11 protein-coding genes are annotated in these 11,665 nt (G+C 57.0%); all 11 read right to left on the bottom strand.

Features of this window, described 5'->3' with window-relative positions; translation table 11 throughout:
* Window positions 1-62: 62 nt before the first annotated feature.
* The 11 genes from glf to GGQ73_RS03470 all read right to left on the bottom strand — a co-directional run bounded on the left by glf (window position 63) and on the right by GGQ73_RS03470 (window position 11,530).
* On the bottom strand, window positions 63-1,220 hold the full coding sequence (gene glf / locus GGQ73_RS03520) for a UDP-galactopyranose mutase (protein WP_174152075.1): 1,158 nt from the start codon (window positions 1,218-1,220) through the stop codon (window positions 63-65).
* A 110-nt stretch (window positions 1,221-1,330) separates the two neighbouring features.
* Entirely contained in the window at window positions 1,331-3,382 is a 2,052-nt protein-coding gene (locus GGQ73_RS03515; protein WP_183894023.1) for an O-linked N-acetylglucosamine transferase, SPINDLY family protein, read from the bottom strand.
* Window positions 3,383-3,598: 216 nt separating this feature from the next.
* Entirely contained in the window at window positions 3,599-3,982 is a 384-nt protein-coding gene (gene cheT, locus GGQ73_RS03510) for a chemotaxis protein CheT (protein ID WP_174152073.1), read from the bottom strand.
* A 106-nt stretch (window positions 3,983-4,088) separates the two neighbouring features.
* Window positions 4,089-4,634, bottom strand: a complete 546-nt coding sequence (cheD, locus tag GGQ73_RS03505) for a chemoreceptor glutamine deamidase CheD (protein ID WP_067648750.1) — start codon at window positions 4,632-4,634, stop codon at window positions 4,089-4,091.
* Window positions 4,631-5,020 (bottom strand): chemotaxis response regulator CheY2, encoded by a 390-nt coding sequence (gene cheY2, locus GGQ73_RS03500; RefSeq protein ID WP_042618009.1) that lies wholly within the window; start codon window positions 5,018-5,020, stop codon window positions 4,631-4,633. The genes cheD and cheY2 overlap by 4 nt, the downstream gene beginning before the upstream one ends.
* Window positions 5,020-6,075, bottom strand: coding sequence for a protein-glutamate O-methylesterase CheB (cheB, locus tag GGQ73_RS03495; protein WP_183894021.1), 1,056 nt, complete (start codon window positions 6,073-6,075; stop codon window positions 5,020-5,022). Before cheB ends, cheY2 begins: the two co-directional genes overlap by 1 nt.
* Complete coding sequence (cheR, locus tag GGQ73_RS03490) at window positions 6,072-6,980, bottom strand: protein-glutamate O-methyltransferase CheR (RefSeq protein WP_183894019.1); 909 nt, start codon at window positions 6,978-6,980, stop codon at window positions 6,072-6,074. The genes cheB and cheR overlap by 4 nt, the downstream gene beginning before the upstream one ends.
* Window positions 6,981-6,992: 12 nt before the next feature.
* Window positions 6,993-9,257: a chemotaxis protein CheA gene (locus GGQ73_RS03485; RefSeq protein WP_174152070.1), complete on the bottom strand. Its 2,265-nt coding sequence runs from the start codon at window positions 9,255-9,257 to the stop codon at window positions 6,993-6,995.
* A 16-nt stretch (window positions 9,258-9,273) separates the two neighbouring features.
* The gene (cheY1, locus tag GGQ73_RS03480) at window positions 9,274-9,639 is read right to left on the bottom strand and encodes a chemotaxis response regulator CheY1 (protein ID WP_113493831.1); all 366 of its coding nucleotides are present in this window, start codon (window positions 9,637-9,639) and stop codon (window positions 9,274-9,276) included.
* The gene (locus tag GGQ73_RS03475; RefSeq protein ID WP_183894017.1) at window positions 9,636-9,935 is read right to left on the bottom strand and encodes an STAS domain-containing protein; all 300 of its coding nucleotides are present in this window, start codon (window positions 9,933-9,935) and stop codon (window positions 9,636-9,638) included. The genes cheY1 and GGQ73_RS03475 overlap by 4 nt, the downstream gene beginning before the upstream one ends.
* Entirely contained in the window at window positions 9,935-11,530 is a 1,596-nt protein-coding gene (locus GGQ73_RS03470) for a methyl-accepting chemotaxis protein (RefSeq protein ID WP_234910877.1), read from the bottom strand. The genes GGQ73_RS03475 and GGQ73_RS03470 overlap by 1 nt, the downstream gene beginning before the upstream one ends.
* Window positions 11,531-11,665: the final 135 nt, after the last annotated feature.

Below are 11,665 nucleotides of genomic sequence, written 5' to 3'. Positions count from 1 at the left end.
GGTTGCTTGCGCGAGGCTGTCAGGTTTCTCGATCTAAAAATCGGGGCTTGCGCGCAGTCAGCTTAAAGCGGTGGATTGAGGAAGGCAGGCATGGGCTCGCCCGTCTGTTCACGCGACAGGAAGAGAGCAGCCGTATCCAACGCCTCGCGGATGGTAACATCCATATCCAGATATCGATAGGTTCCCAGCCGGCCGACGAAGGTTACGGCTTTCTCAGCCGTCGCCAGAGCTGCATATTGCGCCAGTTGCTCTTTTTCCTCGACTAGGCGAATGGGATAATAGGGCACATCGTCAGGGCCGCATTCGCGCGAAAACTCACGATAACAAACCGATCCCTGATGCTTTTCCCATGGCGAGAAATGCTTGTGTTCCGTAATGCGCGTGTAGGGAACCGAGACCTCCCCGTAGTTCATCACCGCGCAGCCCTGATAGTCACCATCATAGGTAAAACGTTCGAAATCGAGCGTGCGATAGCCGAGCCGGCCATTGGCATAATCGAAATAGCCATCGAGAGAACCGGAGTAGAATGTGTGGTCGTAGCCATCCGTTTCGCTGCGCTCAAAATTGCTGTTGAGATGAACCTTGATGCCGGGATGATCAAGGATACGCTCAACCATCGGGGTGTAGCCGGTTTCCGGCATACCCTGATATTTGTGGAAGAAGTAATCATCATCATAGTTGAAGCGTACGGGGAGGCGTTTGAGGATCGACGCGGGCAAAGCTGTTGGCGAGCAGCCCCATTGTTTTTGCGTGTACCCCTGGAAAAAAGCCTCATAAAGATCTCGGCCGACAAAGCGCAGCGCCTGCTCTTCGAAGGTCTGTGGATCCTCGATCGTTTTGTCGGCCTGATCTTCGATGAACGCTTTCGCCTCATCCGGCCGAAAAGTCTTGTCGAAGAACTGGTTGATGGTGTGAAGATTGACCGGAAGTGAAAACACCTCGCCACGGCTGGTCGTTTTCACCCGGTTCTTGTAGGGCATGAAGGTCTGGAAGCGGTTGACGTAATCCCACACATGCGCGTCGTCGGTATGAAAGATATGCGGGCCATAAACATGCACCATCACGCCCGTTTCACCGTCGCGCTCGGTGTGGCAGTTGCCCGCGATATGGTCGCGTCTGTCGAATATATCGACCTGGTGGCCCGCTTGCGCAAGCTCGCGACCAATCACGGCTCCAGAGAGACCCGCACCGACGATAGCAATCTTTTTCGACTGGGACACGCTCGACCTGCCTTATTGGATGTATCGATCGCGAGCGCGCAAGAAACGAAACAGCGCGCGGATCGAAAGATGTTGGGGACGTTGCCGGGAAACCGGTTTAATCGGAACGCCTATGCGTCGTTGCTTCCGTTACCGGTCCACAGCCTGATGTCATGGGGGATGGCAGCGAAGGCATTCCACTCCCTCAGCTTTTCCAGATATCGGTTGCGGTAAGTCTGCTCATCAACAAATTCCAGGTTTTCCAGAACAAGTTCGGTCCCGATTTCGTAGTAGACATCGAGGTTTCGCAAATCGGGAACCGGGGCCTGGCCACGCTCCGCTTCGCCTTGCATCTGCCAAAACAGCTCTTCCAGACGGCGGGCCAATCCGGGAATGTCGCGCAGCGCGCTCGTTTCACGATTGGCTTGCAGCTTGTCTCTCACTTGCTTCAAGGTCGTAGGTTTTTTGGCATAGGCAATCGCCTTGTCGACATAGTCTTCCGGGCCCGTGCAGATCAGTTCCGGCACGCCGGTTGCAGCCACAACGCTGCTGCAGAAGCGCGCGGCGAAGCTCTTGCCAGGGAACGTCAGCACGGGAAGCCCGACCGTCAATGCGTCACCGGCCGTCGAGTGCGCACCATAAGGGAAAGTGTCGAGAAACAGATCCGCCACGGCGATGCGCGCCAGATGCTGTGCATTGCCAGCCTTGGGCGCGAAGATGATCCGCTCAGACGCGATGCCCGCGGCCTGCGCCAATTCTCGTAGTCGTTGATCGGCTTTTTCGTTACCGCTCAACAGCCACAAAATGCTGTCAGGCGTGGCAGTAAGGATTTTCATCCACTGGTCAAACGTGCCAGAGGTGATCTTTTGCATGCCATTGAAGCAAGCAAATACGAAGGCATCTTCCGGCAGCCCTACGCTCGCTCGCGTCGGCTTCTCGGCGATCGTGCGCTTGCGATCGATCGGTTGATTGCAGGCAATGCGCAGAACTTTCTCCGAGTAGTAAATCTCGCTTTCGACGGGCACGATTTGGGCATCTGCAATCATATACTGGTGGAACGGACTGCCCATCGAGCCGGGATAACCGCAGAAATTGACGATGACAGGTGCGGGACGATAAGCGAAAATTTTCGTGCGGGCATGTTTCGTGTAACCGTTGACGTCGATCAGAATGTCGATCTCGTCCTTGGCGATCTGTCGCGCGGCGGCTTCATCTGTCAGCGTGCCGATGTCATGCCAGGTGTCGACCGCTGCCTTCATGCGTGTCTGTGTTTCGTCCTTGGCAACTGGCTCGCCACAGTAATAGGCATGGATCTCGACACTTGCCTTGTCGTGACATTCCAAAACCTCGCGCAAAGCAAAGCCGACCGCATGGTCGCGAAGGTCGGACGAGACGTAACCGATGCGCAGGCGTTGCCCTGTGCCGGTCTTCTGTTTGACCTGGCTGCGTGGAAAATCCTTGATATCAAGGCGGCCGACGAAACCCTTGTTGTAGACATACGCACGGGCCAATTGGAACATCGGGTCGTCGGAATAGCAGCCCAATGTCAGCGGTGACATGGCATCCACCATCTGACGCATGGTGATATGGTTCGACGGGATGAGGATCGGCCATTTGCACTGGCGCTGACGAATGGCGCTCCAGTGCTGGCCGGTTTCTGGCTTGTCCGGCCGCAACTCCATGGCCTGCCACATCACAGCCTCAGCCTCATCCAGCAAACCGGCATTTTCCATCACGCGGCCAATGTGCTGCAACGCCATGAACCGGTAGGACACACGGTCGGCGGTGCTTTCGTCCGTGCTCTCGACAAAACTCTTCCACTGCTGGATGGCCTGTGGGGCTGCGCCGGCGTCTTCATAGGCCCGCCCCAGGTTGATGTGAGCAGGACCAAACATGGGATCGACTTTCAGCGCGGCACGCATGGCGTTGATCGATCCAGGCAGGTCGTTGAGTTGGCGCAGGGTGACAGAATAGTTGAAGTATACCATCTGCTGTCCCGGCTGGGACTCGTTGAAGGCAAGCCAGGTCTTGTAAAGCTCGACCGCCTCGGCTCGTCGGCCTTCTGCACTGAAGGTTTCGGCAAATTTGAAGAGGTCCATCAAAGACAGACGCTGGGTCTTCGCAAGCTCAAGCACATTCGGGAAAAGCGAACTGGAGACATTGCCGTTTGTTACACTATTCATCAATCTGAACCCCGAATATGGCGTGCTGTTCGCCACATGTACCATTGTCTATGGAAATCGGATTGCAGATTAATACTTCGAAGCTTGTGCCGCGCTTTACGTGCACAAAAATGATGCTTCATTGCCTCATAAATAATAGGAAATCAATTTTTCAGTGTTCGATAACCGGTGACGATACAGGATTGCACCGCCACCTTGAGCTTCAAAAAACTGATTCTAGAACAAATCGCAATCACCGGAAACCTTGTCGAGCGGTTGCGAATGGCCATGACGCAAGCCTGCACCCAGCGCCTTTTGCATTTCAGCCAGCTTGACGAGGCTGAGCGCAGTCGAGACATCGACGGCCCAATCGAGCGGGATGGAACCCGTAATCGTATCGATGAATTCGGCGAGACCGCGGGTCTTTTGGACAGCAAGGTCTATACCCTGGAAAAGGCGCATGCCTTCCACGGTGACGGCACCATCGGTCGCCTCGAGCAATTGCGGTTCTATTCTCTCGATCAGGTACGCCACATCGTGAAGCTCCGAAACGACCCGCATCAAGACATCGGGAAGTGCTTCTTCGAATGGGGACAACTGCGCTTGCTCGGCGATCTGCATAAATGACTCCGTGACCAGAGCGCCGGATCGATGTTGCCAAGCTGGCGTCGACCCGATGCTGAAACAAGATGAAGAACGACTGAGCAAACCCGCTTTTGTAGCCGTTCTAGAAAAACTCGATATCGTTGGCGACTGGCTTTGGAGCCGGTGCTGGACGCTTTTCGAGGGCAACCGTAGACTGCGTTTCGGCACCGCTGAGTGGATGCTGGCGGGCACGACCGGACACCGGCCAGAACTCCACTTTTCTGCCCGAGTCTCCCCCGGTCGACTGCCCGAGAAGACGAATGCCTTCATCTTTTAGAAATTGCACCGCGAATGCAGCGTTCTGTTCGCCGACATTCGAGAAGCTGGCAATGGTCTTCGCCCCGCCGAAAATCTTTGCCTCGAGCCGATCACGGCGCGCGCCCTGCTTGAGCAGACCGTTGATCAGCAATTCCATGAGATGCACCCCATAGCGGGTTGCATCTCCGCCCCCGGTGCCCCCCGTTCCCGGCAGCAGAAAGTGGTTCATGCCGCCGACGCCCGCAACGGGGTCTCTCAGACATGCAGCCACGCACGAGCCGAGAATGGTCGTTAAAACCACTTCGGGATCGTTGGCGATTTTATACTCGCCTTGGATGATATGTACGCGCTTGGCTGCGGTTTCGATCATTTCAACGATCCAAATACGGCTTCGATTGCCGCCTTCATTTTGTCAATGGAGAATGGCTTTGCCAGAACGTTGTTGGCGCCCAGCTGCGCTGCCTTCTGAACCAGCGCGCGGTCACCCTGCGCGGTCAAGATGATGAAGGCTGCCTTCTTGGTCGTCGGGTTCGTGCGAACCGCCTGCAAGAAGCCAAGACCATCCATCTTCGGCATGTTGAAGTCGGAAATGACGAGATGATGGGGCTGCTGCTCCATGATCTTCATTCCCTGTTCGCCGTCACCAGCAGAGGTGATCTGCTTGAAACCGAGCTGCGTGAGTGCATCACTGAGGAGCAGGCGGCTGGTAACCTGATCGTCAACGATCAGAACTTTGATTTTTTCTGCAAGAGACATTAGTCGGAACCTTCTTTTCGGGCGGCAGTAAGTTTTAAAATTTCTTCGCCGATGGCGTTCAGCGGAAGTTGTGTTTCGACAGCACCAAGTTCGTGGGCGACCCTTGGCATGCCATAAACGACGCAGGTTTTTTCGTTCTGGCCAACGGTGCGGGCACCGGCATGGCGCATTTTCAGCAGTCCGGCAGCCCCGTCACGCCCCATCCCTGTGAGGATGACACCAACGGCGTTGCGTCCGGCGAGTTCGGCCACGGAATCGAACAGAACATCCACGGATGGACGGTGCCCATTAACAGGTTCCTTTTCCAAAAGCCTGCAGCTTGGCGCGGAATGATTAACGACCTGCAAATGACGCTCTCCGCCCGGTGCAAGATATATTTTCCCCGTTTGAAGACGCGCACCATCCGTGGCCTCCTCGACCACCGGCGCGCATAAACGATTAAGGCGCTCCGCAAAGCTTTTCGTAAACGTCGAAGGCATGTGCTGGGTGATGACGGTGGGCGGGCAATTGGCCGGGAATTTCTGCAAGACAGCGATCAGTGCTTCGACACCACCGGTCGATGAGCCGATCGCCACAATCTTTCGTCCAACGCGATAATCGCTGACGGCCATTGGCTGGGGAACAGGAGCCCTTTCAACTGCGACATTGCGATAGGACTGATGCTGCGAACGTGCGGCAGCCTTGACCTTTTCAGCCAGATCGCCAAACGGCCGGCTGTCACCCGGAGCAGGCTTTCCAACACAATCGAACGCACCGATTTCAAGCGCCGCCAGCGAGGCACCGGCACCGCGATGCGTCAGCGTCGAAACCATGATGACCGGCATAGGCCGAAGCCGCATGATCTTTTCCAGGAACTCGAGGCCGTTCATCTCCGGCATCTCGATATCCAGCGTCACAACATCCGGGTTGAGTTCCTTGATCGCCGCGCGCGCTTCCATGGCGTTGCCTGCCTGGCCAACCACGTCAACATCGGGGTCAGCTTTTAGGACAGCCGAAATCAGGCCGCGCATCGTCGGTGAGTCGTCAACGACAAGAACTCTGGCGGGTGCCGTCATGCTTTTCTCCCGCCGGGTTTGCCGATGTAGCGATAGGTCGTGATGCCAGTGTTGTCGAACAGTGCTTTCGGATCACCGGAGACACGCTCGGAGTGACCGATATAGAGATGTCCGCCTTCCGGCAGAAGGCCTGCAAAACGCGCCCAGATTTTCACCTGTGTCGGCTCATCGAAATAGATCACCACGTTGCGACAGAAAATGACGTCGAAGCCGCCCTTGAAGGGCCACTGCGTCATAAGGTTCAACTCGTTGAACGTGATCAGCTTTTTGACTTTGTCGCTGATCTGGTGCTTGCGGCGACCACCGACATCGACGTCCTGAAACCATTGCTTGCGCATGGCAGGTGTAACGGTTTCCAGCGCATTCTCATCATAAATCCCCGCTCGGGCCTGCGCCAGAATCTTCGGGTCGATATCCGTCGCCAGAATGCGGAAGTCGTATTCCGCGGCATTCGGAAACAGGCCCAGAACCGTCAGTGCGATTGAATATGGCTCCTGCCCGTCGGAACAGGCGGCAGACCAGATTCGCACACGGCCACCGGCTTTTGCACGGTTGATAAGCCCTGGAAGAACCTCATCACGCAGATTCTCGAAGTGATGGTTTTCGCGGAAGAAGCGCGTGAAGTTTGTTGTCAAATGCGACAGCATCTCACGACGAGCATGAGCGCCCTCTTGAGAGGAAACGAGGGTGCAATACTCCCGGAAACCGGAAATACCCAGATTGCGGATATGCTTGGACAGTCGTGAATAAACGAGCGACGCCTTTGTGTCGTTCAGATAGATGCCGGCATCGGCATAGATCATCGCGGCGATTTCGGACAGGTCGCGACGTGTCAGCGGATATTCTCCGCTGGCAAGCACTTCATCCGGGGATAGGCGTGTATCGTTAAACTTGAGCGCTGTCATTCATCACTACTTTCAACCCGCTACCGCAAGAGACATCTCTTGCTTGAGCGACTGGCCACGAGACGCGCCGACAACAGCATCCACATCGAGAATGAGCGCGACGCGGCCATCACCAAGGATGGTTGCGGCAGCGATGCCCGGCACGTGGGTATAGTTGGCTTCCAGTGACTTGATCACGACCTGGCGCTGGCCCTGGATGGCATCGACCATCAAAGCACGCTGGCCGCCACCTTCCGATTCCACCAGCAGTGCAACGCCGTCGACCGGGTTTGCCTGGGTGTTGCGGAAGTTGAGGATACGACCGACATCCACCAGCGGGCAGAAGGAGTTGCGGATGGAGATCAGGCGCTGGTTGGAGCCGAAGGAGTGAATGTTCACCGCTTCCGGCTGCAATGTTTCGACAATTGCCGTCAAAGGCACGACGAGCGTCTGACCGGCAACGGTCACCACCATGCCGTCGAGAACGGCAAGTGTCAGTGGCAGGCTCATGGTGAAGGTAGAACCGAGACCCGGACGCGAGGTGATGCTGATACGGCCGCCCAGTGCCTGGATCGAACGCTTAACCACGTCCATGCCCACACCACGACCCGAAATGTCGGAAATCTTGTCGGCGGTGGAAAAGCCCGGAGCAAAGATCAGATTGTCGATTTCCTCGTCCGTCAGATTGGCATCGGCAGCGATCAGATCGTTGTCGATTGCCTTCTGGCGAACACGCTCGCGATTGATGCCGGCGCCGTCGTCGGCCAGTTCGATCAGGATGCGGCCCGAGCGGTGCTTTGCCGTCAACTTGACAGTGCCTTCGGGGTTCTTGCCGGCGGCCTCGCGTTTTTCAGGCGTCTCGATGCCGTGGTCAACGGCATTGCGGATCATGTGAGTCAGAGGCTCGGCCAGCTTGTCGATGACCGTCTTGTCCACTTCGGTGTTTTCACCCTCGGTGATCAGGCGGATCTGCTTGCCGATCATGTCGGCGACTTCGCGCACGATACGCGACATGCGCTGGAAGACAGGCTTCACCGGCTGCGCGCGGATAGCCATAACGCTGTCCTGAATTTCGCGCGTCAGCTGCTGGAGTTCTTCAAGGCCCATATTGACGGCAGATGTGCCGGTCGTGTCGTTCTCGATGACGCTCTGCGACAGCATCGCCTGGTTGATGACGAGTTCGCCCACCAGGTTGATGAGGCGGTCGACGCGATCCAGATCCACGCGGATCGTCTGGCCAGCGCTAGAGTTTGCAGCATTGGCAGCAGCAGCAGCAGCAGCAGCGGCCGGTGCTTCCTTCTTTTCCGCAGCCGCGGATACGGCGCGCGTTACCTCGGTGGCGGCAACAGCGGTCGAGACAGTCTTTGTCGCGACTGTTTCTTCCGCAGCAGCCGGCTGGATGGCAGGCTCTTCGGCAGTTTCGTCGAGGACGGAAAGATCGAACGGAACCGGTATCATCGGCAGTTCTTCTTCGGCTGACGTCTCGGCCACGATTTCCGTGATTTCCAGGTCGCAATCCCACTCGGCGAATTCAAAGACAGTCCGGATGCCTGCGGCACCCTTGTCCGTCTTGATCGAAATCTTCCAGAAGAAATAGGCCGCTTCAGGCTCGATGTTTTCCAGCGCAGGCAAAGCGCTCATGTCGCAGTTGATGCTCATCTCGCCGATGCGGGAAAGATCGCGCAGCAACAGAGCTGACTCATTGCCCTTGGTATAGAGCGAGGTCTGCGGCTTGAAAACGACGTCGAAAGACGGCGTTTCCATCATCGGGACAGTGTCATCCTCGAACTCGCCGAAAGAAAAGGCAACGGGCTGGAAGCCGCTGTCGTCGGTCGGCGCGGGTGCAGCGGCGGCCGGTGCTGGCGCTGAGGGCTTGGCTGCTGCGGGTTCGGACGCGGCGCTGGACGAGACCTTCTCGCCGTTGGCCAGTGCTTCCAGTTCCTTGACCAGACCGCGCGTACGGCCATCTTCGACGCTGCTGCCATCACGGGCGGCATTGGTCAGGTCAGCCAGAACGTCAGCCGACTTCAGCATGACCTTCAGGACGTCCTGGTCGGGTTCCAGCTTGTTCGAGCGTACGCAGTCCAGTGTCGTTTCGAAAACGTGAGCGAATGCTACGAGATCGTCGAGACCGAACGCGCCCGCTCCACCCTTGATGGAATGAACGGCACGAAACACAGCATTTACGGTTTCCGGATCACGGTCCCCGTCATTCAATTTCAGAAGACCCGATTCCAGTTCAGCGAGTTGCTCTTCGCACTCCTGGAAGAAGATTTCTTTGATTTCGTTCATATCCATCGTGAGTAGTCCCGTATCAAGCAGTTACGCGTTCAATGGCATCGATCAGCTTTACAGGATCGAACGGCTTGACAATCCAGCCGGTCGCACCTGCCTGGCGGGCACGATTTTTCTTTTCAGCATCGCTTTCCGTCGTCAGGACAAGGATGGGGATCGCACGATATTTCTCATTGCGACGAACACCCTCGATAAAGCCGAAACCATCGAGACGCGGCATGTTGATGTCGGTGACGATAACATCGGGCTCGCAGCCTTCGAGCACTTCAAGACCTTCGATGCCGTCTTCAGCCTGGATCGTTTCAAACCCGGCATTGTTCAGCGTCAAAAGCAGCATATTACGGATCGTCCTGGAATCGTCGACCGTCAGAACCTTCTTCTTCATTTCTGCATCTCCTTCGGGAGCATATGATCGATGTCCACGCCGATCAGTTTAAGAGTTTTGTCAAAGGCGTCCGATGCCTTTGCAAAGGTGAATGACTTGCCATCGGCTTCCCAAGCCTTGATGCCAGCCATCAAGACCTGGGCGCATTGCACGCCCACGCGCTCGACCTCGGAGGCATCCACCGCAAGCGGGGCACCCCTCAATTCCATCAGCTTTCCGTGCAGGACGGATGCCTGATTGAGGTCCAGCACCGGTGACAATTTTAATGCCGGTTGCGCTGCTTTCCTGCTTGCCATCAAATCACTCCTTGGCGTCTGAATTGTTGGTGCACGTAGCCATACTCCACGCGATCTTCACGCGTGGTTGCCACGTTGTCTTGTGTGTGTCTGATGATCGGCTCTGCCGCAGATTGCATCTGGCGCGCGATGCGGAACTCCCGCACGGTACGACCCAGTTCCAGAATGACCGTGTGCAAATCGTCGGCCTCACCGGCCGCCGATGTCAAACGGATAGCGGAACGCTCCGCGTCAGAACCGATGGAACCGAGTTCAATCGCAACGGTCTGCAAGCTGGTAACGTTTTCGTCCGTACGGCGTGCAACATCGCCAATCATGTCGCTGACCCCGGAAACCTGGCGGACAACACCGTCAATGGCTTCCTGCGTGCGATTGACCATGCGAACGCCTGCATCCACCTGCGTTTTTGTGCCGTTGACGAGATTTTTGATTTCACGCGCCGCATCTGCCGAACGCTGAGCCAAAGCGCGCACTTCCTGAGCGACGACGGCAAAGCCGCGACCGCTTTCGCCCGCACGTGCGGCTTCGATGCCAGCGTTCAGCGCCAGCAGATTTGTCTGGAATGCAATTTCATCGATCGAGCCGATGATGCGACCGATCTGTTCCGCCGATTGTTCGATACCGGCCATGGCATTGATCGCCTCACCAACAGCCGTTCCGCTTTCCGTGGCGGCGTTACGAGCCTGCGAGACCGCCGTGTCGGCAGCAGCAATACGCTCGCTGCTGGAGCGAACGTCGTCCATGATCACACCCAAAGTGTCGGATGCGCTGGTCAATCTTAGCGCCTGCTGCGACGATGCAGATGCCATCGTCCGGCCCTCGCCCGCCAACCGCTCGGTTGCTGTATGTGCCTGATGTATCCCAGCCTGAGCCGATGCCAACGACGCTTCGATCTTCTCCAGCGCCCCGTTGAAGGCGTCGGCAAGATCACGATAATTATCTGGAATATCGCCGCTGATCCGTACCGTCAGATCGCCGGCCGCAAAGGCGGCCAATGCATCACCGAGGAGACGCTTGGCGTCTGCCTGATCCTCTTCGCGCTGCTTGGCCAGTTCCTGGGTATGGCGCAGGCGCAATTCGTTGAAGCGCAACGAAACCGCGATTTCAGTATCGACCATGACCAGCCGCACCACAGCCTTGACGGCTTCAGCCAATTCGCGCTGACGCTTGCGGTTGCCGGGCAAAAGTGTGCGAGGCGCATGGTCGGCAATCAAACCGCCGAGAAGATTTTCCAGCACCACGGCATGACCGGCGATGTGCCAGCGTGGGTCGAGCCCCATGCGGCTTTCGGTATCGGACAGGACCTTGATGCGCTCCGCGTAGACCGCGTCGAACCGGGCGTCCGTCATCACGCTCCAATGAGCAGTCTGGAGGTCGTGCAGCCGGTCGAGCTGGTTTTCACTTTCAAAGGATGGGGAACAGTCAGGCATGGACTGGAAGCGGACCATCAGATCGCGCAGGCCAGCCTTCACATGGGGTTCGAGCATGACGCGGTAGCGGCGCAACAGATCGCACTGGTCCTGATCCAGACCGGCAAAACGCAGACGGCCGCCCAGGCTGCTGCCCGTGGCCTTTCTCGTTTGATCTGTTGGCAATTCCTGCCCCAAGCGACGTCCCCAATAGCTACGCCGGTGGTAACCGGCTCATGACCGATTGAGAATGTCAGTATCCGGGTGGATATTTCACGAATCCGCGCACGACGAATCGTGGCAAGATGACGCTGCTGAGCC

It is taken from the genome of Rhizobium skierniewicense (genome assembly GCF_014196515.1).
Classification (GTDB): domain Bacteria; phylum Pseudomonadota; class Alphaproteobacteria; order Rhizobiales; family Rhizobiaceae; genus Agrobacterium; species Agrobacterium skierniewicense.
This window is presented reverse-complemented; position numbering and strand designations above follow the sequence as displayed.

Excerpts from the sequence above, each read along its gene's own strand:
- GGQ73_RS03515 (WP_183894023.1), bottom strand. The coding sequence starts at position 3,382 with ATGAATAGTGTAACAAACGGCAATGTCTCCAGTTCGCTTTTCCCGAAT.
- cheT (WP_174152073.1), bottom strand. The coding sequence starts at position 3,982 with ATGCAGATCGCCGAGCAAGCGCAGTTGTCCCCATTCGAAGAAGCACTT.
- cheD (WP_067648750.1), bottom strand. The coding sequence starts at position 4,634 with ATGATCGAAACCGCAGCCAAGCGCGTACATATCATCCAAGGCGAGTAT.
- cheY2 (WP_042618009.1), bottom strand. The coding sequence starts at position 5,020 with ATGTCTCTTGCAGAAAAAATCAAAGTTCTGATCGTTGACGATCAGGTT.
- cheB (WP_183894021.1), bottom strand. The coding sequence starts at position 6,075 with ATGACGGCACCCGCCAGAGTTCTTGTCGTTGACGACTCACCGACGATG.
- cheR (WP_183894019.1), bottom strand. The coding sequence starts at position 6,980 with ATGACAGCGCTCAAGTTTAACGATACACGCCTATCCCCGGATGAAGTG.
- GGQ73_RS03485 (WP_174152070.1), bottom strand. The coding sequence starts at position 9,257 with ATGGATATGAACGAAATCAAAGAAATCTTCTTCCAGGAGTGCGAAGAG.
- cheY1 (WP_113493831.1), bottom strand. The coding sequence starts at position 9,639 with ATGAAGAAGAAGGTTCTGACGGTCGACGATTCCAGGACGATCCGTAAT.
- GGQ73_RS03475 (WP_183894017.1), bottom strand. The coding sequence starts at position 9,935 with ATGGCAAGCAGGAAAGCAGCGCAACCGGCATTAAAATTGTCACCGGTG.